The sequence below is a fragment of the Streptomyces sp. NRRL S-378 genome (assembly GCF_000720645.1).
Lineage (GTDB): Bacteria > Actinomycetota > Actinomycetes > Streptomycetales > Streptomycetaceae > Streptomyces.
On the sequence record NZ_JOBX01000001.1, the window covers coordinates 362,192 to 384,163 of the forward strand.

The window sequence follows — 21,972 nt, forward strand, 5'->3', positions numbered from 1 at the left end:
GTCCGCGGCCGGGGGACGGCCTCCGGAGGTGTGGCGGCACCCTCCCGATGCGCGGTGTTTGTGCAGGTCAGCGGTGATTCCATCGGAGCGACTTGCCAGACCCGGGGGAGGGTGCGTATGGTTATAGATCGTTTGATCCCATTGCCCGGCGCCGAATCCGAAGAGCGCCGTGTGGCGCGTACTCTCCCTAGCCGTGGCTGACCGCATTGAGGCGGTCGATTTGCGATTCACGGAGTTTGGGCGCGTGCCGAGACTCCGGAAGGTTTCGCATTTCGCATGTCCATTTCCAGTTCTGACCGTTCCGTCATGCCCGAGAACGACTCCAACGAGATCATCGACACCGAAGCCCTTGTGGTCACCGAGGCCATCGAGGCCGCAGAGGCCGAGGGAATCATCGAGGCTCTCGAGGCGGACGTGAGCGGCGGGTCCTTCGAGGACTCCTCCGACGACTTCGACGCCGATGCCGACGCCGAGCCCACGATCACCTTCGGTGACCTGGGTCTGCCCGAGGGCATCGTGCGCAAGCTCGCCCAGAACGGCGTCACCACCCCCTTCCCGATCCAGGCCGCGACCATCCCGGACGCCCTGGCCGGCAAGGACATCCTCGGCCGCGGCCGCACCGGCTCCGGCAAGACGCTCTCCTTCGGTCTGCCGACCCTGGCCACGCTGGCCGGCGGCCACACCGAGAAGAAGAAGCCCCGCGCGATCATCCTCACGCCGACCCGTGAGCTCGCGATGCAGGTCGCGGACGCCCTGCAGCCGTACGGCGACGTCCTCGGCCTGAAGATGAAGGTCGTCTGCGGCGGTACCTCCATGAGCAACCAGATCTACGCTCTGGAGCGCGGTGTCGACATCCTCGTCGCCACCCCGGGCCGACTGCGCGACATCATCAACCGCGGTGCCTGCTCCCTGGAGAACGTCCAGGTCGCGGTCCTCGACGAGGCCGACCAGATGGCGGACCTGGGCTTCCTGCCCGAGGTCACCGAGCTGCTCGACCAGATCCCCGAGGGCGGCCAGCGCATGCTCTTCTCCGCCACCATGGAGAACGAGATCGGCACCCTGGTCAAGCGCTACCTGTCCAGCCCCGTCACGCACGAGGTCGACAGCGCCCAGGGCAACGTCACGACCATGACGCACCACGTGCTCGTCGTGAAGCCGAAGGACAAGGCGCCGGTCACGGCCGCCATCGCCGCCCGCAAGGGCCGCACCATCATCTTCGTCCGCACCCAGCTGGGCGCCGACCGCATCGCCGAGCAGCTCGTCGAGGCCGGCGTGAAGGCCGACGCGCTGCACGGCGGTATGACGCAGGGCGCCCGTACCCGCGTCCTCGCGGACTTCAAGGACGGCTACGTCAACGCGCTCGTCGCCACCGACGTCGCCGCCCGAGGCATCCACGTCGACGGCATCGACCTGGTCCTGAACGTGGACCCGGCCGGCGACCACAAGGACTACCTGCACCGCTCGGGCCGTACCGCCCGTGCCGGCAAGTCCGGTGTCGTCGTCTCCCTCGCGCTGCCGCACCAGCGCCGCCAGATCTTCCGCCTGATGGAGGACGCGGGCGTCGACGCCTCGCGCCACATCGTCCAGGGCGCCGGCGCCTTCGAGCCGGAGGTCGCCGAGATCACCGGCGCCCGTTCGCTGACCGAGGTCCAGGCCGACTCCGCGAACAACGCCGCCAAGCAGGCCGAGCGCGAGGTCGCCGAGCTCACCAAGCAGCTGGAGCGCATGACGCGCCGCGCCGCCGAACTGCGCGAGGAGGCCGACCGCCTGGTCGCCCGTTCCGCGCGCGAGCGGGGCGAGGACCCGGAGGCCGCCGTCGCCGAGGTGGCCGAGGCCGCCGAGGCCGAGGTCGCGGCTGCTGCCGCTGCCGCTGCCGCCGAGATCGCCGCACAGGAGCGCCGCGAGGAGAACCGCGCCCAGCGCGACGACCGCGGCAACTTCGAGCGCCGTGACAACCGCGGCGGCGACCGCGGTGACCGTGGCGGCTTCCGCCGTGACGACCGCGGTGACCGCGGTGGCGACCGTGGTGGCTTCCGTCGCGACGACCGTCCCTCCGGTGGTTTCCGTCGCGATGACCGTCCGTCGGGTGGTTTCCGTCGTGACGACCGTCCGTCGGGTGGCTTCAACCGTGACGACCGCGGTGACCGCGGTGGCGACCGTGGTGGTTTCCGTCGTGACGACCGTCCGTCGGGTGGGGTGACCGCGGTGGCGACCGTGGTGGCTTCCGCCGCGACGACCGTCCCGCCGGCGGCTTCGGCCGCCGCGACGACAAGCCGCGCTGGAAGCGCAACGGCTGACAGCAGCTGACGCCGAACCCCTGACAGGGCCCCCACGATTCCGGTCGTGGGGGCCCTGTCGCATTGCGGTACGACCTTCCGGTGACAAGGCGTCAGGCGCCCGGTCGCCCGGGCAGGGGAAGGATTCCGGCACCCGCGTCCCGGCCGCCGGCCCGCCCCTGAACTGGCGCCGACAGGCCGGTCGGTCGATACCCGATCGGCTGACCGGCGCTGTCCGGCTATGCTCTGGGGTGAGCACCTGGAGGGCCATTAGCTCAATTGGCAGAGCAGCGGACTTTTAATCCGTTGGTTGTCGGTTCGAGTCCGACATGGCCTACCGCTCCCAGCGCCCCGTCCGCTCCCGCGGACGGGGCGCTGTGTCGTCTCCGGCCGGGCCGAAAAACGGGTGGGGCCGCGCGGGCGGTGGGCGGTAGCGTCGGCGCCGTGACTCCCGTTCTGCGTACCGAACGCCTGCTGCTCAGCCCGTACACCCCCGAGGACGAGGAAGCCTTCGTGGCCCTCTTCCAGGACGCCCGGGTCTCCCGGTGGATGGGGGACGGACCCACCACCGAGGCCGAGGACCGCGCCCTGTTCGGTCGGGTCTTCACCAAGGTCTACGCCGAGGACCTCTTCGACGTCTGGGCCGTGCGCAGGGACGGCCGGCTGGTCGGGCACGCCGAGATCAAACGGACCGACGAGGTCGACGGCCACGAGATCATCTACGCCCTCGCCCCCGAGGCCTGGGGAGCCGGCCTCGGCACCGAGGTCGCGGAGGCGGTCGTCGCGTACGGCTTCGACGAGCTCGGCCTGACCGAGGTGCACGCCACGGTGGCCGCGCCCAACACGCCCTCCCTGGCCCTGCTGAACCGCATCGGCTTCGCGCACGTCCGGGACGTGCAGGAGGACGACGGCAGCACCACCCGTGTCCTGACCCGCCGCCGCGCACCCGCGGCCGCCTGACCGCACCCCCGCACACGTGGAGCGCCCCGCCCGAGGGATCGGGCGGGGCGCTCCGGGGGTGTTCCGGGGTGTGGGGAGGTGCGATCAGACGTTGGTGCGGCGCCGACGGCCGATCCAGGCCGCGGCCGCGCCGAGCGCGACCAGGGCCGCGGCGAGGCCGGCGTACAGGCCGGTGGACGATCCGGCGCCGGTGCTGGCCAGCGAGCCCGTGGAGGAGCTTGTGGTCGTCACCTGGGAGTTGCCGGTGGTGGTGGCGACGGCCTGGCGGACGGCCGTGGTGGAGGAGGGAGTGGCGGTCGGGGACGGGGTGGTGGTGGTCGGGGTGGTCGGCTTGGTGGTCGGCTCGGCCGGCGCCGGCTCCGTGATCGGGACCAGCGGGAACTGCACCTGGGCGGTCCTGATCGGCCAGGTGTTGCCCTCGGCCTGACGGACCTCGGCCTCCATCGTGATCGTGGTGCGCTGGCTCAGCTTGGTGTTCTTGCCCAGGCTGAGGCGCAGGGGCTGGGTGTGGACGCCGGAGGCGGCGCCGAAGCCCTTGGCGATGCGCGGCAGCTCGTAGCGGCTGTCCTGGGCCTTCAGGTCCTGCCAGCGGCCGTCGATCAGGGCCTGGAGCCGGAAGTCGGCGTCCTGCTCGCCCGGGTGGGACAGGGTCAGGCTGGTGGCGAGGGCGGTGCCGAAGGCGCCGTCGCCGGTGGCCTGGTGGTTCAGGTCCAGGTAGGCACGCTGCTCCTGGCCGTCCTTGCCCGAACTGACCTGCTTGAACCAGGTCTTCAGCTCGCCCGTCTTGATCTGCGGGTCGACCTTGAAGAGGTGGGAGTCCGAGCCGCCCGGGGCGACGGAGTTGTTGTAGCTGGCGGCGGTGAGGTTGAAGTCGCCGTTGTTGGTCGGGTAGTTCGCGCCCAGGCCGATGGTGACCTTCCAGGTCATCTTGCCGTTCGCGGGGATGTCGAAGCCGGCGCCGGGCTCCTTGGCGGAGGGGGAGAACAGGCCCTGCCACTCGCCGTCCTGCCGGCCGATGTGGGACTTGGTCGCCGGGGCGTCCACCGCTTCGACCTTGAAGACGACGTCGTTCTCGTCGAGCCGGCTCGGGCCCTTCGGGTCGAGCAGCATCCACGGCTTGTACTCGACGGCCTTGCCGGTCGGGTTTTTCACCGTCAGGTCGAAGGTCTCGGTGGCGCCGCCGCGGGTCAGCGGGCCGCTGGGGACGGGAGCGCCCATCTCCGTACGCAGCACGGCGTGGTCGTCGGCGGCGGGTGCGGCGGACGCGGCGGTGGCCGAGAGCGGCAGCAGAGTGGTGACAACGCCGGCGACGACTGCGATGGCGGCTGCGGTGCGAACGGACATGGTGGACTCCCCCCGGGAATCACAAGGGCATCGGCAGAGCGCCGAGCCGGTTGGTGTGGTCTGTGCCGTCCGGCCGGTCCGTGTTCCCCCTGGCCCTGGCGACAGATGAATCTTCACCCGGAACCGATCGCGGAACCATCCCTGCAGTGTCACCGCCGTGCAACAGAGATGATCTTCGTCTGAGGGGTGCCGGTTTCAGTCGGTTTTCGGGCTGTGACCTGCGGCGATGTCACTTCTCGGGCGCCCCGGCGATGAATTGGCGAAGGGCCGCTCCCGGATGCCGTAGAGTTGTGTTCACCGACGCGGGGTGGAGCAGCTCGGTAGCTCGCTGGGCTCATAACCCAGAGGTCGCAGGTTCAAATCCTGTCCCCGCTACTGAAGACGAAGGCCCGACCCGTACGGCCACCGCCGGGTCGCCCGCGTCCGGGCCCGCGGCCAGCCTTGAGGGGCGCGGCGGCGGGCCCGCACCCGTGACACGGGACCGGGCGGCAGGAGAGCGTGTGGTGGGGCTGGGCCGGAAGGGCAGCGTTGGGCGGCGCGTGGCGGGCGGCAGGAGAGGTACGGCCCGACGGGTGCTCCGGGTGATGCCGTGCGTGCTGATCGCCGCCGGTCTGGCCTTCGACCTGCTGACACCGCCCAGCTTCACCGGGTCCCCTTCGTTCTCCGCGGCCCCGCTGGTCGCCGCCCCGCTGTACACGCTGTGGGCCACGGCCCTGACCGGTGTGCTGGCCGTGCTCGCCGTGTTCCTGCTGCACCTCCACCACGGCACCGGCTGGACCGCCCAGGGGCTGACCGAGCTGGCCACCCTGGTGACCGTGGCCGGGCTGGCGCTCCTGATCAACCGCGTGGTGCGGCGCAGCGGTGAGCGGCTGGCCTCCGCCCGGGGCATCGCCGAGGCCGCGCAGCGGGCGGTGCTGCCGAAGCCCGCCGAGCGCATCGGGGGGCTGCAGGTGTCCGCCTGGTACGAGGCCGCGCAGGCCGACGCGTTCATCGGCGGGGACCTGTACGCGGTGCAGGAGACCCCGTACGGGGTGCGCCTGGCGGTGGGCGACGTACGGGGCAAGGGGCTGGGGGCGGTGGAGGCCGTCGCGGTGGTCCTCGGGGCGTTCCGGGAGGCGGCGGAGACCGAGCCGACCCTGGAGGCGGTGGCGCAGCGCTTGGAGCGGGCCCTGGTGCGGGAGGGCGCCCGGCGCGAGGGTCTGGACGCGGTGGAGGGGTTCACGACGTGCGTCCTCGGCGAGATCCCGCCGGAGGCGGGGGTGCTGCGGCTGCTCAACCGGGGCCACCCCGAGCCGTTGCTGCTGTACGGGGACGGGGAGCTCGCGGTGCTCGCCCCGGCGGAGCCGGCCCTGCCGCTCGGCATGGGCGATCTGGGCGGGCGGCCGGGACGGGTGCAGCAGTGGGCCTTCCCGGCGGGGGCCACCCTGCTGCTCTACACGGACGGGCTGACGGAGGCCCGCGACCGGTCGGGGGCCTTCTACGATCCGGCCGACCGGCTGCGCGGCCGCATCCTGCCCGGTCCCCAGGCCCTGCTCGGAGCGGTGAGCAGCGACGTGCGGCGGCACACGGGCGGGGCGGCGACGGACGACATGGCGTTGCTCGCGGTGGGCCGGCCCGGGCGGCGCAGGCCCGAGCGGAGCCGGGTGGAGCGGCGGCGGCCGGAGCGGCGCCGGACCGTGCCGGTGGTGAGGCGGGGCGACGAGACGGTGTGACGTTCCGTGACGGAACAGGCGCTCTGTGCAAGCTGATTGAGGGTAAGTCATTTCGGGTCTGGGGCCGAGAAGATGGCCGAGTCCCCTGATCTTTGCCCTACTTGCACACCTTATCCTCCGAAAAGGAATGGCCAAAGTAAGACAGGGCGTGGCCGATTGGTGGGAACGATCAAGCGCAACAGCTTGGAATCACTCCCCCACTTCTATTACCTTTCGATAACGCAGCGCGGTTGTCCCGGCCGTCGCAAGAGACGGCACCGTGCGCGTGCGTGTCAATGAGGAGTGTGCCCCGGTGGCCTCCAACTCGCCTGCTCCTGAAGGCATCGAGATCCAGGAGCCGCCCACCGCGGGTGCCTGGGGCGAGTGGAACCCCACCGAGGACTCGGTCCGACCGGTCCGGGGCAAGCACCGGGTGGCCAAGCAGCGCGGGGGACTTGCCCGCAGCTCCACCGTGCTCGGGGTCGGTGTGATCGCGGCGGTCGGAGCCAGTGGCATCGCCACTGCGCAGGACCGGCCGCAGGTCGCGATATCCATGCCCTCCCTCCCCGACCTGATGCCCGGGGGCAACGAGCGCCAGGACGAAGGGGGTTCCGGCCGGCAGGCCGAGGCCGCCGGCACGACCGGGATCATCGCCCAGCAGGCCGAGCGCGGCGCCGACGCGGGCGAGATCCTGCGCAACCGCATCCTGCAGCAGGCCGAATCGCAGCAGGAGGCCGCCGAGGCGAAGGCCCGTGCGGAGGCCGAGCGCGCCGCGCACGAGGCGGCCGCCCAGGAGGCCAAGGACAAGCTGGAAGCGGCCCGTCAGGCGGCCGAGGAGGCCAAGGCCGAGGCCGAGGCGAAGGCTGCGGAGGAGGCCGAGGCCGCCCGGAAGGCAGCCGAGGCCAAGGCGGCGCAGGAGCGCCCCGCCGCGTCGGCGGGCAGCTGGTCCCTGCCCACCTCCGCCTACACCCTCACCTCGCACTACGGGGTGGCCGGCTCCATGTGGTCCTCCGGCCACCACACCGGCCTCGACTTCGCGGCCCCGACCGGCACCCCCGCCAAAGCGGTCGGGGCGGGGAAGATCACCTCGGCCGGCTGGTCCGGGGCGTACGGCTACCGGATCGTGCTGGAGCTGGAGGACGGCACGGAGGTCTGGTACTGCCACCTGTCCTCGATGTCGGTGACCTCCGGTGCGGTCGGCGCCGGTGACACCATCGGCCGGGTCGGCGCCACCGGGAACGTCACCGGACCCCATCTCCACCTGGAAGTACGCAAGGGTGGATCGACGGTGGACCCGCTGGCGTGGCTGGAGTCCAAGGGCCTGAACGTCTGAGGAACGGTTCCTCCCGCCGCGCTTCCTCCCGCCGGATTTCCTCCCGCCGCGCTTCCTCCCGCCGGATCTCCTCCCGCCGGGCTTCCTCCCGCCGCGTCTCCGCCTGTCGCGTGTCCTCCTGTCGTGTCCCCTCCCGGCGCGGCCCGGGAACGGCCGCCGGGTCCGCCACCGTGACCCGGCCCGCCGGCCCCGAAGTCCGGGACCGGGGCGGAAGCAGCTCCTCCAGCACCGCCGCCCGCGCCAGTGCGGGTCCCGCCGTCGCACGGCGCTGCCACAGCCGGTGCAGCAACTCCTTCTCACGGCGCGCGAAGTCCGCCTCCAGCAGCGGTCCCCCGCGGCGGGCCCGGTTCCGCAGCAGCGCCAAGGCGGCCGCGTCCGCCTCGTACCGGGCGACCGCGCGGCCGGCGGCCCGGCCCCCGCTGCGCCGCGCCAGGGCGCGGGCCAGCGACCGGGCCGGCACGGAGGCCAGGGCGGGCACCTCGGCGGGAGCCAGCCAGCCCGCGGCCGCGTACAGGGCGAGCTCGTCGGCGACGGCCCGCAGCCTGCGGTGCCGTATCCGCACCGCCAGCCACACCAGCAGCCCGAACGCCGGGACCATCACGCAGGCGTAGACGATGTAGAAACCGTGGTCCCCGAACTGCGAGGAGCCGTTCCACAGGGCGTGCATGCCCATGGCCGCCGCCAGGCCGAGCAGGGGCAGGCAGATCCGGTGCGAGCGGCGGACGCCGACCGCGGCCGCGCCGACCCCGAGCCCGGTGAGCACCGTGAACAGCGGGTGCGCGAACGGCGACAGCACGACCCGTACGAAGAAGGTCGCCGCGGTCACCGAGTCCAGCACGCCGGTGCCGTCGGCGAGGTCCTGAACGAAGGCGTTGCCGAGGTAGAGGATGTTCTCGGTGAAGGCGAAGCCGGTCGCGGTGAAGCCGGCCACCACGAAACCGTCGGCGGGGCCGGTGAAATGCCGTCTTCGGAACGCGAACACCAGCAGCAGGGCGGCCGCCTTGGCGCTCTCCTCCACCACCGGGGCGATGGCGACCGAGCCGAGCCGGTCCGCACCCGAGGGGTCGGCGGTGGCCGCGGCTATCCACTCGGTGGCGAAGTTGTTGGCCAGTATGGCGATCAGCGCCGCGGTGCAGGCGCCCCAGCCGAAGCAGAACAGCAGTTGGGGCCATGGCGCGGGCGCGGCCCGGCCCAGCCACCGGAAGGCCGCCATGAGGGGCGCCACCGGCAGCAGGGCCAGGCCGAGGCCGACGAAGAAGCCCGGGGTGCCGGTCTGCTCCCGTACGAGCTCCAGGATGGCGATGCCGGTGGCGGCGAGCAGGACGAGGAGCACGGACGTGCGGACCGTGCCGGAAGGACGCGCGAACACAGGGCGGAGCGCTCGGAACACATCATGACCCTAGCGATCCGCTCCGACACGGGCGGTGACGTTGTCAGTTCTCCGTGCGACGGAAGAGCAAGTCGTGTACGACGTGCCCCTTGTCGAGGCCCTGTCCCTCGAAGCGGGTGAGCGGCCGGAAGTCGGGCCGCGGGGCGTAGCCGCCGTCCGCCTGCGTGTTCTCGAAGTCGGGGTGCGCCGTGAGGACTTCGAGCATCTGCTCGGCGTACGGCTCCCAGTCGGTCGCGCAGTGCAGCACGGCCCCGGGCGCCAGCCGGGTGGCGGCCAGGGTGAGGAACTCGGGCTGGATCAGCCGGCGCTTGTGGTGGCGGGCCTTGGGCCACGGGTCCGGGAAGTACACGCGGATCCCGGCGAGAGAGTCGGGCGCCAGCATCTCGCGGAGCAGGATGATTGCGTCGCCGTTGGCGACGCGCACGTTGCTCAGCCCGCCCCGCTCGGCGAGGGCGAGGAGGTTGCCCTGGCCGGGGGTGTGCACGTCGGCGGCGAGGATGCCGGTGGCCGGGTCCGCCGCGGCCATCTGCGCGGTGGCCTCGCCCATGCCGAAGCCGATCTCCAGGACGACCGGGAGGCCGTCGAAGAGGGCCTTGAGGTCGATGACCGAGTGGCCGTCGATGTCCAGGCCCCAGGTGCCCCAGAGCCGCTTGAGGGCCTCGCCCTGACCGGTGGTGACCCGGCTGCGCCGGGGCTGGAAGCTCCGGATCCGCCGCTCGTGGTGCGAGCCGGCCGGGTCCGGCGCGGGGCCGTCGGGGAAGCGGGGCTCGGTGCGCCACTTCGGGGGCACGTACGAGTTCGCCTCCGGCGCGGCGTCGGCGGAGTAGTCGGCGACGGGGGCGTCCGGGACGGCGGGCGGCGTGGGGTTCAGGGACTCAGACACAATGCGCTGATTCTACGACGGGGTGCTGGGACCTGCCGGGCGCCGGCCCCACGGGGTGGGGGTCGGCGCCGCGGGATTCCAGCCCCCCGGCGTGCGGCGTGCGGGGTGCGGGGTGCGGGATGGAGCCCCGCACCGGTCAGGCCGGGCCGAGGGTGCGGAGGACGCGGGTGGCGATTTCGCGGCCGATCGGGAGGGAGGCCGTTGCGGCCGGGGAGGGGGCGTTGAGGACGTGGACCGTGCGCGGGGCGTCGCGGATCAGGAAGTCGTCCACCAGGGTGCCGTCGCGCAGGACGGCCTGCGCGCGGACCCCGGCCGCGGCGGGCTGCAGGTCCGCCGCGGTGACGGCCGGCAGGAGGCGGCGCACCGCCCGGGTGAAGGCCTGCTTCGACAGCGAGCGGTGGATCTCGCCCGTCCCGTACCGCCAGTGCCGGGAGGCCATCCGCCAGGCGCCCGGCCAGGCGAGCTCGTCCGCGATGTCCCGGGGGCGCACGGTCGACCAGTCGTACCCCTCGCGGGCCAGCGCGGGTACGGCGTTGGGGCCGACGTGGACGCCGCCGCCGATGCCGCGGGTGAGGTGCACCCCGAGGAAGGGGAACGCCGGGTCGGGCACCGGGTAGACCAGTCCCCGGACCAGGTCCGGGCGGGTCAGGTCGTAGTACTCGCCCCGGAAGGGGATGATCCGCATGCCCGGGTCGTCGCCGGCCAGCCGGGCGATCCGGTCGCAGTGCAGGCCCGCGCAGTTCACCAGCATCCGGGCCCGGAAGACCAGCCCCGCCGTGGTGCGCACGGCCACCGCCGACGCGCGGCGCGAGATCAGGTCCACCTCGGCGCCGTAGACGATCTCCGCGCCGGAGGACTCCGCGAGCTGGGCGCTCACCCGGCCGTAGTCCACGATGCCGGTGCTGCCGACGTGGATCGCGGCCAGCCCCTGCACCTGCGGTTCGTACTCCGTGATCTGGGCCGGGCCCAGCTCGCGCACCGGGATGCCGTTCTCCCGGCCGCGCTGGACCAGGGCGTGCAGCCGGGGCAGCTCCTCGCGCTCGGTGGCGACGATCAGTTTGCCCGTCACCTCGTGCGGGATCCCGTGCTCCGCGCAGAACTTCACCATCTCCGCGGCGCCGCCCACCGCGAAGCGCGCCTTCAGCGAGCCCGGGCGGTAGTAGATCCCGCTGTGGATCACCCCGCTGTTGCGGCCCGTCTGGTGCCGGGCCGGGCCCGACTCCTTCTCCAGGACGATCACCCTCGTACCCGGAGCCAGGCGCGACAAGGCGTGCGCCGTCGACAGGCCGACGATTCCGCCGCCGATCACCAGCACATCGCAGTCCACGCCACCGCCCACGCCGACACCTCCCACCCCTGCATACTGCACCCCCGCACCGACAACGAGGCCACGCGGGTCTACGCCGGAGCCACGAGCAGGGGCCGGGCCCGCTCGCGCAGCTCCGCGACGCGCGGTTCGTCCCCGTAGGGTTCCAGGCGGTGCAGCAGGTCCCGTACGTATTCGGTCGTACGCGCCGAGGAGATCCGGCCCGCCACCTCCACCGCCCGGGTGCCCGCGGCGCACGCCGCGTCCAGGTTGCCCGACTCCAGCTCCGCGACCGCGCTGACGACCAGCCTCAGCCCGTGGGACCGCACGTACTCCTCCGTGGGCCGCGACAGCGCCTGCTCGGTGAAGCGCCGCACCTGTCGTGGGAGTTTGAGGTCCCGGTAGCATTCCGCCGCATCCGCCGCGAACCGGTCGTACGAGTAGAAACCGAGCCAGGTCGGATCCGGATCGCCCGCGCGGGCCCGCTCCAGCCAGCCCTCCGCCGCCCGCAGCGCCGCCCCGGCGGCGGCCGAATCGCCCGCCTTCGCGTGCGCCCGGGCCTCGACCAGCCGGAAGAAGCTCATCGTGCGCGCCGTGGCCAGACCGCGGTTGCGCTCGACGGCCGCCTGCGCGAGGTCCACGCCCTCGTCGGGGAAGTCCCGGTAGGTCGCCTGGAGGGACATCGAGGCCAGTACATAGCCCCCGAGCGGGACGTCCGCGGCCGCGCGGGCCAGGCGCAGTGCCTGGATGTAGTAGCGCTGGGCGGCCTCCTGCTGGCCGGTGTCGAAGGCCATCCACCCGGCCAGCCTGGTCAGTTCGGCGGTCGCGCCGAAGAGGGCGCGGCCCACCTCATCGGTGTACGAGCCGAGCAGCAGCGGCGCCGCGTCCACCCGCAGGCACTCGGGGACCATCGACGAACGCCAGTCGCCGCCCCCGTACTTGGAGTCCCAGCGGCGGGCGTCCTCGGCGGCCTCGCGCAGCTTGGTCACATCGCTGTGGCCCACGCGCTGCACGTGGTCGCGTGGCGTTTCGGGTCCGAGCTGCGCGGGCACAACGGTGGTCGGCGGGCCTGTCGGCGAGCCGGCCGGTGCTGACATCGGGCCCGTCGCCGGCCCCGTCGTACGGCCCTCCGGGGAGGGCCCGGGAGCCGGCGCAGGCGTGTCGTGCGCCGCCGGTGCCCCGGGTGACGTCGACTGCTGTGACGGGAGGTCGCGCGCCGGTGCGTCCGGCGCCTGAGCCCCGGCTCGATCCTGAGCCCGGGTGTCGTGAGCGGAGGAGGCCGCAGCCGTGGACCGTTGGTGCGCCGGACCCGCGGGACCCGCCGGCTCCCGCGCCACCGAACTGTCGGCGGGAGATATCAGCCACCGCGAGGCGGGCGTCGCGTACGCCGCCACGGAGAACGAGCCCGCGAGCGACTGCCAGATCCCGCCACCGCCCCGCCGGCCCGCGAGGTCCAGCCGGTAGAGGTCGGTGGCCGAGCGCACGGCCGCGCCGACGTCGCGCGGGAAGGCCAGCCCCACCTCGGGAGCGGGGTCCGCGTCCGCCAGGCCGATCTCGTGCAACGGCACCGGCCGCCCCAGTTTCGCGCCGATGGCGGCGGCGATCAGGTGCGGGGCGGCGCCCTGCGGCACCATCCCCTTCGACACCCACCGGGCCACCGACGTCTTGTCGTACCGAAGCGTCAGGCCGCGCTGTGCGCCGAGGTCGTTGACCCGCCGGGCCAGGCCGGCGTTGCTGATGCCGGCGAGGGCGAGGACGGCGCCGAGCTTCTCATTGGGCTCGCGGAGCTCCCTGGACATGCGCCACCCCTCGTCACACGCGGAACGCATACAACGCATACGCCGCCGGGGCATAGGCGCCCGGCATTTCGTAAACCCAGCGTAGTTCCCCGCCTCCCAAGCGTTAAGGCCCTTACTTCCGTATGGCGGGATTGTTGTCCGTTTGCGCGGTCCGGTCCGGCGCCGGTGGCGGGGGCGCACGTCCCGTCGCGTGCTCCGCCCGTGTGGCCGTGCGCCCGCCCGTGCGCTCTGGCCGGTCCGGGAGCCCGGCGATTCGATGTGCGGTGCGTGGGTCGGCCCGCTGCGTGGACCGGGTGGGCCGGGGGATGCCGCTGCCTCAATCCCCGCGGGTGGCGGAACGGTCCGGGGGGTGGATTCCGCCTCCCGGGCCGCGCCCGCGCGCCGGGCGCCGACACGGCGCGACGGCTCTCCAGGCGGCCGAAGAATGGCCGAAAGCGACCTGTGGGGCGGTGGGAACGGAACGCCAAATACCGCGTGGCCGGCGCGTGTTCGTCTGCATGTGCGCCCCCTATAACCCCTCTCGCACGCCTGTCCCGTGGCAGCATGGACCCGAGCCACCGGGGTCCAGCCGACCGCGCCCTCAGCGCTGTCCGTGCTGCCCGTGCCCCGGTCATGTGCCCACGGGCTGGGGAGGCGGCGGTGCGCTGGTTGGTGGGGTGGAGCAGTATCGCCGCGAGCTTCGGCACGGCGGGCCGCGTCTCCGGCCAGGGAGCCGGCCACGGACCGGGCGGGTACGGCGGCGACGGCGCGCCCCTGCACGGCGGCATCGCGGACGCCGCCCACGCGGCCGACCCCGGCGCGGACGCGGAACGCACCGTCCACCCCGTCGGCGCCCAGCTGCTCTGGGGCGATCCCGACCCGCTCTGGGCCGTCGGCGACTGGCGCCCCGACGAGATCCGCACCGTCACCGCCGACCCCGCCGACCCCTTCACCCGGCTCGCCGTCCTCGGCTGCTGCGGCGCGACCGACGCCGAGCTGCGCCGGGCCCTCTACGCGGCCCGCGGCGGCGCGCTGCGCCACCTCACCCAGTGGTCCGGCAGCTACACGGCCGTCGTCCAGGCCGGCCGCCGCATCACCGTCGTCGGAGACCTCGCGGGCGCCCGGCCCGTCTTCTACACCCCCTGGGCGAGCGGCACCGCGTACGCCACCGCCGCCCTCCCGCTCGCCGACCTCATCGAGGCGCAGCTCGACATCGGCCATCTCGCCGCCCTGCTGGCCTGCCCGGACAGCCCCGAGGCGCTCGGCGACGGCACCCCGTACGCGGGGGTCCGCCGCATCCCGCCCGGGCACGCTCTCATCCTGCGCGAGGGCTCCCGCGAGATCACCGGCTACGAACAGGTCGCCTCGCTCGCCGTGGCGGCGCCCGAGGCCGACGCCGACCGCGCGGTGGAGGGCGTACGCGAAGCGTTGGTCGACGCGGTGCGCGCCCGGCTCACGGCGCCGCGGCATGCTCCCGACACCCTGCCACCGTACGATCCCGGCCCCGTGCCCGGCATGGGCCCGGCCGACCGGCGTGCCGCCCGCGGCGCCCCGGCCCCCGGGGTGGGCGCCGACCTGTCCGGCGGCAGCGCCTCCGCGACGCTCGCCCTGCTCGCGGCCGGGCTGCCGGGAGCGCCCGGCAGCCTCACCAGTCCCGCCGGGGCCCGGATGCTCGCCGTCACCTTCAACGACCTGGCCACCCCGCAGGGGCGCGAGGACGAACTGGAACGCGCCAGGGCCGTCGCCGCCGACCCGCGGCTGCACCACGTCGTGGTCGCCGCCGCGGCCGAGGCCCTCCCGTACACCGACCTGGACGGCCCGCTCACCGACGAACCGGGCCCCTCGCTGGTCTTCGCCGCCCGCGAGCGCCGCAGACTCGCCGCCGGAGCCGCCGACCACTTCACGGGCCACGGCGCCCGGCAGGTCCTCGACGCCCACCCGGCCCGCATGGCGGACCTCCTGATGGACCGGCGCCGACGCCACCTGCTGCGCCCGGTGGCGGCGCTGGCCCGTTCGGCCTCCGCCTCCGGAGCGGCCGGGGAGTCCCTGCTGGTGCCGCTCACCGTGTACTCGGCGGCCCGCCGGCTCGCCCGTACGACGTACCGCGCGGGCCTGGAGGCGGCCGCGGCCCGGCTCCGCGAGGGCGGGGTCACCGCGAGCGCCTCCGGTCCGGTGGACGCCTCCCTCGCCGCCCTGACCTGGTCCCGGCCGGGTCCGGCCGCGGGCTGGCTCACGGGCGAGGCGCTGGCGGAAGTATCGATCCGGCTCACGGCTGCGGCCGGGCGGCCCCCGCTGTCGCTGCGGCCGGGGGAGGCCCGGGCGCGTTCCGTGCTGGCCCGACACGCCGCCGACCACCGGGTCTTCGAACAGGCGGTGGAGGTCCGCAGCCAGCGCCTGCACGCCCCCTTCCTCGACAACCAGGTCGTGCGGGCCGCGCGCGCCCTGCCCGAGTCCCTGCGCGTGCAGCCGGGCGCACGGGCGGAGATCCTGCGCAGCGTCCTGTACTCGGCCGGGGTGCGCGAGCTCCCGCCCGGCTGGGGCGCCACCGCGCACCTGCCGAACGAGACGGCGACCAGGCTGGGCCTGCGGGCCGCTCTGAGCGACCTGCTCGACCTCTTCGCCGCCCCGCTGCTCGCGGACGCCGGCCTGATCGAGGCCCGGGTCGTGCGGCAGGCGCTGCTCGACGCGGCCGAAGGCCGCCCGGTCCCGCTGGACGGGCTCGCGGAGCTCGTCTCGATGGAGCTGTGGCTGCACCGGCTGCTGGCGCGGCGCGGCACCTGCTGGACGGGCACGTCCGCGGCCCGGCGCCGGGCCGTGCCCGAGGGCGTCCCCGTGCACCGCCCGGCACTGTCCTGACCGTGGCGGTGCCCGGGGTGGGCGGGCGAGGGTGACGGCCGTGGTTCAGGATCCGAGGACCAGGGCGGTCGCGATCGCGGGACCGAAGGCGCCGCCCAGCTGGTAGCAGAGGGTGAACAGGCCGATGGCCGTGGGGCGCTGGGGTTCGGGGGCGCTCGAGGCGGCCTGCACCGACAGCACCGCGTTGGCGCCGGTCGCGCCGAACACGGCGCCGAGGGTGGCCATCAGCAGCAGCGGGCCCCAGCTCGCGACCACCGCGAGCACCGCGGCCAGGGTGCCGGTCGCGACCAGCACCGTGCGCACGGCCGTCCGTCCCATGCGCGCCGAACCGGCCGCCAGCAGCCAGGACAGCGCGGATCCGGTGAGCAGCGCCACGAGCTGACCGGTCCCGGCCGCGGTGACGTCCCAGCCCGCCCGGTCGCCGAGCAGTCGCGGTACGGCGAACAGCAGCGTGAAGTACGAGGTCGACAGCGCGAGTGCCGGCAGCGCCGAGCCGAGGAAGAGCGGGCTGCGGACCAGGGCGGCCGGGACGAAGCCGTCGGGCCGGCGCCGTACGTGGAGCGTGAGGAGCGCGGCGGCGACGGCCGCGGAGCCGAGGGCCACGGCCGGGGCGTGGGGCAGCAGGACCAGGGCGGTGGCCAGCGCGGTCAGCAGCGCGGCGCCGCGTGCGTCGAACCGGCCCTGCGGGGCGGTGGCGGCCGGGGCCGTCGCGTACCGGCTCACCGCGGGCACGGCCAGCAGCGAGACGAGCGACACCGAGAGCGAGAGCCGCCACGACACGGTGTGGGAGAGCTGCGCGCCGAGCAGCGGTCCGGACGCGCCGAGCATGCCGAAGCCGGCGCTGATGACGCCCGTGCGGCGGGCCGAGCCGGCCAGGCTCATCGCGGCCGCCACCAGGCCGGCGCCGCCCGCGGCCTGCGCGGCCCGGCCGAGGAGGGTCGCGGGGAGCCAGGGGGACGCGGCGACGAGGAGCGTGCCGCCGAGGAGGAGGGCGGTGGACAGCCGGAGGACGGGGGCGAGGCCCCGGCGGCGGAGCAGTCCGGCCAGCAGGGGGAGGGAGACGGCCATGGCCCAGGCGAAGGCGGCGACGAGCCAGGCGGCGGTCGAAGTGCCCACCCCGAGGGAGGCGGCCATGTCCGGGAGGATCAGTACGGGGGCGTTGGCGGCGGCGGCCACGGGGGTGGCGAGCAGGGCCAGCCACAGCGCGGGGACGGGGGTGCGGCCCGCGGCCGGCCCAGGGGCCTCTGCCCGGGTCGCGGCGGTGGTCGTGGTGGCGGCGGTGGCGGCGGCGGTCGTGGTGGTGGTGGCGGTCGTGGTGGCGATCGTGGTCATGGTGGCGCCCGCTCCGATCCATCTCAAGGTTCAGAATCTCAACGTTGAGATAAAATCAGGGCCATCCTCTCAACGTCAAGTGTCTCAACGTTGAGATATTCTGGGCGGCGAACAGGGCGCGCACGGCGGCGGAAAAGGGAGCGGCAGCATGAGCGACGCGGTGGACGCGATCATCGACCAGTGGACGCAGGAGCGCCCCGAGCTGGTGCCGGGCCTGTGGCCGGTCGAACTCCTGGCCCGCATCCAGCGGATGAACCGGATCCTCGACAAGCACCTCAAGGCCTTCGCGGCCGAACGCGACCTCGAAGTGGGCGAGGTCGACATCCTCTTCACCCTCCGCCGCAGCGGCCCCCCGTACGCGCTCACCGCCGGGGCCCTCATCCCGGCCGCGATGGTGACCTCCGGGGCGATCACCAACCGCATCGACCGCATGGAGACCAAGGGACTGGTCGAACGGGTGCGTGACAGCCAGGACCGCCGCACCGTCCGGATCCGGCTGACCGAGCAGAGCATCGCGCTCACCGAGTCGCTGTTCGAGGACCACCTGCGCCAGTACGCCGAACTGCTCGCCCCGCTGGACCCGGCCACCTGCGCCACGGTCGCCGAAGCCCTGCGCACCCTTCTGGAGGCCGGCGGCGACACCTCGATCACCTGAGGGCCCGCGCCACCCGCCGTGCGGCCGGGCAGAATTGACCGGTGCGGTACCTCATCCTCGGCGTCACCGAGGCACGCGACGAGACCGGCGCCCCCCTCCCGATCGGCGGCGCCCGGCTGCGCGCCCTCCTCGCCGCCCTCGCCCTGCGCGCCGGCCGACCGGCCGCCGTCGCCGAACTCGTCGACGACGTCTGGGGCGCCGCCCCGCCCCTGGACGCCCCCGCGGCCCTCCAGGCCCTCGTCGCCCGCCTCCGCCGAGCCCTCGGCGGCCGGGACGCCGTCCCCTCCGCCCCCACCGGCGGCTACCGCCTCGCCGCCGACCGCGACGACATCGACCTCCACCGCTTCACCCGCCTGGTCGCCCAGGGCGACCGGGAACTGGCCGAGGACCCCGCGGCCGCCGCCCGCACCCTGCGCACGGCCCTCTCCCTCTGGCGCGGCCCCGCCCTCGCCGACCTGGCGGAGCCGGGCCGCACCGCGCACGCCACCGCCCCCGAAGCCCGCCGCGCCGTCGCCCTGCGCCGACGCATCGAGGCGGACCTGCTCAGCGGCACCACCGCCCCGGCGCTGCTGCTGCCCGAAATCGAGGCACTGGTCCACGAGAGCCCGTACGACGAACCGCTGCGGGCCCAGCAGCTGCGCGCCCTGCGCGCCGCCGGCCGTCCCGCCGACGCCCTCGCCGCGTACGAGCGCACGCGCCGCGCCCTCGCCGACGCCCTCGGCACCGACCCCGGCCCCGAACTCACCGCCCTCCACGCGGAACTGCTCCACCCCCACCCGCCCCAGCCCCCACCAACCCTGCAGACCGCGGCGACCGTGGCGTACCCGCAGAACCCGGCAGCTCCGCAGTCCCCACCCACCACGGAGTTCTCACAGACCGCGCAGACCGCAGCGCCCGCGCCCGTTCCGCCCACTTCGGCGAACCCGCAGCGCCCGCCGTCCGCGGCGTACCTGCAGACCCCACCCGCCCCGCCGACGGCACCCGCCCCGCCGACGGCACCGGCCCCGCCGACCGCAGCGTCCCCGCAGCCGCGGCCGGCTCCGCAGGCCGCGGCGGTGGAGCCGCAGGTGGCCGGGGATCCGTCCGCCCGGCCGGAGGCGCTGCGGGGGAACCTCCGGCCCCGGCTGAACTCCTTCGTCGGCCGCGAGCCCGAACTGGCCGCCCTCCACGACGACCTGGCCCGCCTCCGCCTCATCACCCTCACCGGGCCCGGCGGTTCCGGCAAGACCCGCCTCGCCGAACACGCCGCCGCGGCCCACCCCGAGCCCGGCTGGCTCGTCGAACTCGCCCGCCTCGACCATCCCGCCGCCGTCCCCGGTGCCGTCCTCAGCGCCCTCGGCCTGCGCGAGAACACCCTCGTCGCCCGCGAGACCCCGGCCCCGACGCCCGCCGCCGACACCACCACCCGCCTCGTCGAGCACTGCGCGCACCGCAGCCTGCTGCTCGTCCTCGACAACTGCGAGCACGTCGTCGAGGCCGCCGCCGAGCTCGCCGAACGCCTCCTCCGTCCGCCCCGTCGAGCCCCTGCCGCCCGACCCGGCCCACCGGCTCTTCGCCGACCGCGGGGCGGCGGCCCGCGCCGGGTTCACCGTCGACGAGGACCCGGCCGCCGTGGCCGAGATCTGCGCCCGCCTCGACGGTCTGCCGCTCGCGATCGAGCTGGCCGCGGCGCGGCTGCGACTGCTGACCCCGCGGCAGATCGCGGACCGGCTGGACAACCGGTTCCGGCTGCTGACCAGCGGCGCCCGCACCGTCCTGCCGCGCCAGCAGACCCTGCGGGCCGTCGTGGACTGGTCCTGGGACCTCCTCGACGAGGGCCACGCCGCCCACTTCCTCGCCTTCGCCGAGCGGGCCGAGCCCCTGATCCGCTCCGCCGCCCAGCTCCCCTGGATCCGGCTCGTCGAGACCGAGCTCGCCAACCTCCGCGCCGCCCTCCACACCACGACCGTCGACGAGGGCGACGCCGAAGCCGCGCAGCGCCTTGCCTTCGCCCTCGGCTGGTTCTGGTGGCTGCGCAACTACCGCGGCGAGGGCGCCGAGTGGACCACCCGGATCCTCGCCCTCACCCCCGTCCGGCCGCCCGAGGGGACGCCCGCGTACTGGCGCTGCATGCGCCTCCAGGTCCTCGACATGTTCCTCCTCGCGGAGAGCAACTCCGCCGAGAAGTTCCGCACGCCCGAGTACCGGGACCTCGCCCTACGCATCAAGAAGACGTTCCGGCACGGCTCCCCCGAGACCGCGGTCTTCCCCGGAGTCCTCTGGCCCGCCACCTCCTTCCTCACCGGCGACGCCCTCGACTTCCACACCGACCTCGACCGGTCCGTCGAGAACTGCCGCCGCCACGCGGGCGAGTGGGAACTCGGCGTCGTCCTCATGCTGCGCACCCACGTCGCCATCGACATCACCGGAGGCCTGCCCACCGTCGACTCCGACCTCGCCGAACTCCACGCGATCGCCCAGCGCGTCGGCGACCGCTGGACGCGCGCCCAGGTCGCGAGCGCCGCCGGGGAGATCGCCCTCTCACGCGGCCGGTACGCCGAGGCCCGCACCGAGTTCGAGGAGTGCCTGCGCCTCGCCCGCGAGGTCGGGGCCCACGTCGAGGCGCCCTTCGCCCTCGCCCGGATCGCGGAGACCGCCTACAGTGCGGGCGACCTCGACGACGCCGAACGGCTCCTGGCCGAGGCCGACGAGGAGGCCGACCAGCACGGCGGCGTGTACGACGTCAGCGCCTATGCCCGGCTGCTCGCCGCCCTGATCGCCCTCCAGCGGGGCGACGCCGGCCGCGCCCGTACCGAGTGCGAGCTCGCCCGGGTCCAGACCGAGCGGATCACCGTGCCGGGCCAGCTCACCGCCGGGCTGGACACCGTCGACGCCGTCCTCACCGCACGCGAACAGGGGCCGGCGGCCGCACTGGCCCTGATCGGGCCCGCCCTCGGAGCCGCGGTCACGGCGCGGTGCGCCGAGCGCGTGCTGGCCGGGATGGCCGAGGCGGCGGCCCGGTTCCTGGCCGACGCCGACCGCCCCGCCGAGGCCGTACGGGTCCTCGCGGCGGCCACCGCCTGGCGGGCGGGCCTGCCCCGCTCCGCCCCCGAGGCGACCGCCGTGGAGGGCCTCCCGGAACGCACCCGCGCGCTGCTCGGCCCCGACCGCTGGGCACGGGAGGAGGTCGCGGGCGCCGTGCTCACCCCGGCCGCGGTCGTCACGGCCCTCACGGGCAGCTGAGCGCCGGCCCCGCAGCGGCCCCGCCGGCCCCTCACCGGCCCCTCACCGGCCGTCGGTGTTCACCGGCAGCTGATCACCGCGTCGGCCCAGCTCGCCAGCGTCGGCAGGCTGCCCGGACCGGCCTGCTCCACCACGAGCCGCAGGGACTTGCTTCCGGCGACGGATACCTGGACGGCGGCCGGCGGATCATCGTGCCCGAGGACGCCGGACTGCCACAGCCGCTGCCCGTCGGCGTACACGGAGAACCGCACCGACCTGTCGGTGAACAGCGACAGGTCGTCCACCCCGGCCCACGCCGAGAAGGTGGTGCACTGCCGGTTGAGGGCGATCTCCACCGAGGAGCGCGAGTGCACGGTGATGCCCTGCGAGAAGCGCCGGTCGCCCACCGACAGTCCCCAGCGCTGCCACACCCAGCCGCTGCGCCAGGTCTGCAGCTCCGGGCCGCTGCGGTCGCCCTGCGCCGAGTGCGGCAGAGCGGCCAGCCGGAACGACTGCGGCGGCTTCGGGACGGGCGACGGCGTCGTCGTCGGCCCGGGCGAGGGTGCGCTCGGGGACGGCGTGGGCGCCGCCTCCTCCCGGCCGGGGGAAGGCGGCGGGGACACCGAGGGTGCCGGAGCCGCCGCCGACGGAGAGGCCGGGGCCGACGGCGTCGGCTTCGGCGAGGGCGGTACGGAGGCGCGCGCGGGTGGCGGCTCCTCCCCGGCCGGGCTCGGCTCCGCCGACGGCGAGGGCGAGGCGGGTGCCTCCGGCACGGCCGGAGCGGCCACGCTCGGCGCGGGCCGCACCCGGGCCTGCGGCTCGGGATCGTCCCCGGCCAGCGCGAACACCACCCCGGCGGCCGCGGCCACCGCGATCCCGGCGGCGATGCCGGCCTTGACCGGCAGTCCGATCCCCTCGGAGACCAGAACGCCCCCGGCCGCGGACCCGGAGCCACCGGCCCCGGCCC

13 protein-coding genes, 2 tRNA genes and 2 pseudogenes are annotated in these 21,972 nt (G+C 74.7%); 10 read left to right on the forward strand and 7 right to left on the reverse strand.

Translation table 11 applies throughout. The features are described 5' to 3' along the window. Nucleotides 1-306: 306 nt before the first annotated feature. The 3 genes and pseudogenes from IH80_RS38730 (at nt 307) to IH80_RS0101785 (ending at nt 3,236) form a co-directional block, all read left to right on the forward strand. Nucleotides 307-2,297: pseudogene (locus tag IH80_RS38730) on the forward strand (DEAD/DEAH box helicase). Between the two features lie 243 nt (nt 2,298-2,540). Beyond that, nucleotides 2,541-2,613 (forward strand) — tRNA-Lys (locus IH80_RS0101780). A gap of 107 nt (nt 2,614-2,720) precedes the next feature. After that, nucleotides 2,721-3,236: a GNAT family N-acetyltransferase gene (locus IH80_RS0101785; RefSeq protein WP_030957060.1), complete on the forward strand. Its 516-nt coding sequence runs from the start codon at nt 2,721-2,723 to the stop codon at nt 3,234-3,236. Nucleotides 3,237-3,320: 84 nt separating this feature from the next. On the opposite strand, the gene IH80_RS0101790 is transcribed toward IH80_RS0101785, so the two are convergent. Next, nucleotides 3,321-4,580 (reverse strand): LPXTG cell wall anchor domain-containing protein, encoded by a 1,260-nt coding sequence (locus IH80_RS0101790; protein ID WP_030957062.1) that lies wholly within the window; start codon nt 4,578-4,580, stop codon nt 3,321-3,323. 301 nt (nt 4,581-4,881) lie between these two features. On the opposite strand from IH80_RS0101790, the gene IH80_RS0101795 reads away from it, so the two are divergent. The 3 genes from IH80_RS0101795 to IH80_RS0101805 all read left to right on the forward strand — a co-directional run bounded on the left by IH80_RS0101795 (nt 4,882) and on the right by IH80_RS0101805 (nt 7,604). Further along, a tRNA-Met gene (locus tag IH80_RS0101795) sits at nt 4,882-4,955 on the forward strand. A 197-nt stretch (nt 4,956-5,152) separates the two neighbouring features. Continuing rightward, nucleotides 5,153-6,292: a PP2C family protein-serine/threonine phosphatase gene (locus IH80_RS0101800; protein WP_078906263.1), complete on the forward strand. Its 1,140-nt coding sequence runs from the start codon at nt 5,153-5,155 to the stop codon at nt 6,290-6,292. Nucleotides 6,293-6,584: 292 nt separating this feature from the next. Next, nucleotides 6,585-7,604: a M23 family metallopeptidase gene (locus tag IH80_RS0101805; RefSeq protein ID WP_030957064.1), complete on the forward strand. Its 1,020-nt coding sequence runs from the start codon at nt 6,585-6,587 to the stop codon at nt 7,602-7,604. On the opposite strand, the gene IH80_RS0101810 is transcribed toward IH80_RS0101805, so the two are convergent. From IH80_RS0101810 to IH80_RS0101825, 4 genes are all read right to left on the reverse strand, one after another. Continuing rightward, nucleotides 7,513-8,994 carry a PrsW family intramembrane metalloprotease gene (locus IH80_RS0101810; RefSeq protein WP_037878494.1) on the reverse strand — a complete coding sequence of 494 codons (1,482 nt, stop codon included), beginning with the start codon at nt 8,992-8,994 and terminating at the stop codon, nt 7,513-7,515. The two genes, IH80_RS0101805 and IH80_RS0101810, sit on opposite strands and share 92 nt — an antisense overlap. A 43-nt stretch (nt 8,995-9,037) precedes the next feature. Further along, nucleotides 9,038-9,877 (reverse strand): tRNA (guanosine(46)-N7)-methyltransferase TrmB, encoded by an 840-nt coding sequence (gene trmB, locus IH80_RS0101815; protein ID WP_030957066.1) that lies wholly within the window; start codon nt 9,875-9,877, stop codon nt 9,038-9,040. Nucleotides 9,878-10,013: 136 nt separating this feature from the next. Next, a complete protein-coding gene (gene lhgO / locus IH80_RS0101820) occupies nt 10,014-11,246 on the reverse strand; it encodes an L-2-hydroxyglutarate oxidase (RefSeq protein ID WP_030957067.1) in 1,233 nt (410 codons plus the stop codon). Nucleotides 11,247-11,275: 29 nt separating this feature from the next. Continuing rightward, the gene (locus IH80_RS0101825) at nt 11,276-12,982 is read right to left on the reverse strand and encodes a hypothetical protein (protein WP_030957068.1); all 1,707 of its coding nucleotides are present in this window, start codon (nt 12,980-12,982) and stop codon (nt 11,276-11,278) included. 639 nt (nt 12,983-13,621) lie between these two features. On the opposite strand from IH80_RS0101825, the gene IH80_RS0101830 reads away from it, so the two are divergent. Beyond that, nucleotides 13,622-15,817, forward strand: coding sequence for an asparagine synthase-related protein (locus IH80_RS0101830; RefSeq protein WP_030957069.1), 2,196 nt, complete (start codon nt 13,622-13,624; stop codon nt 15,815-15,817). Between the two features lie 45 nt (nt 15,818-15,862). On the opposite strand, the gene IH80_RS0101835 is transcribed toward IH80_RS0101830, so the two are convergent. Next, on the reverse strand, nt 15,863-17,176 hold the full coding sequence (locus tag IH80_RS0101835) for an MFS transporter (protein ID WP_234432073.1): 1,314 nt from the start codon (nt 17,174-17,176) through the stop codon (nt 15,863-15,865). 121 nt (nt 17,177-17,297) lie between these two features. Between IH80_RS0101835 and IH80_RS0101840 the strand changes: the two genes are divergently transcribed. From IH80_RS0101840 to IH80_RS47300, 3 genes and pseudogenes are all read left to right on the forward strand, one after another. Further along, nucleotides 17,298-17,804 (forward strand): MarR family winged helix-turn-helix transcriptional regulator, encoded by a 507-nt coding sequence (locus IH80_RS0101840; protein WP_030957071.1) that lies wholly within the window; start codon nt 17,298-17,300, stop codon nt 17,802-17,804. Between the two features lie 41 nt (nt 17,805-17,845). Next, a pseudogene (locus IH80_RS47295) lies at nt 17,846-20,093 on the forward strand (AfsR/SARP family transcriptional regulator); the annotation flags it as partial. 84 nt (nt 20,094-20,177) lie between these two features. Continuing rightward, nucleotides 20,178-21,026, forward strand: coding sequence for a tetratricopeptide repeat protein (locus tag IH80_RS47300; RefSeq protein WP_420708748.1), 849 nt, complete (start codon nt 20,178-20,180; stop codon nt 21,024-21,026). Between the two features lie 59 nt (nt 21,027-21,085). On the opposite strand, the gene IH80_RS41730 is transcribed toward IH80_RS47300, so the two are convergent. Further along, nucleotides 21,086-21,972 (reverse strand): NPCBM/NEW2 domain-containing protein (locus IH80_RS41730; RefSeq protein ID WP_030957072.1); only part of this gene is annotated, 887 nt, incomplete at its 5' end.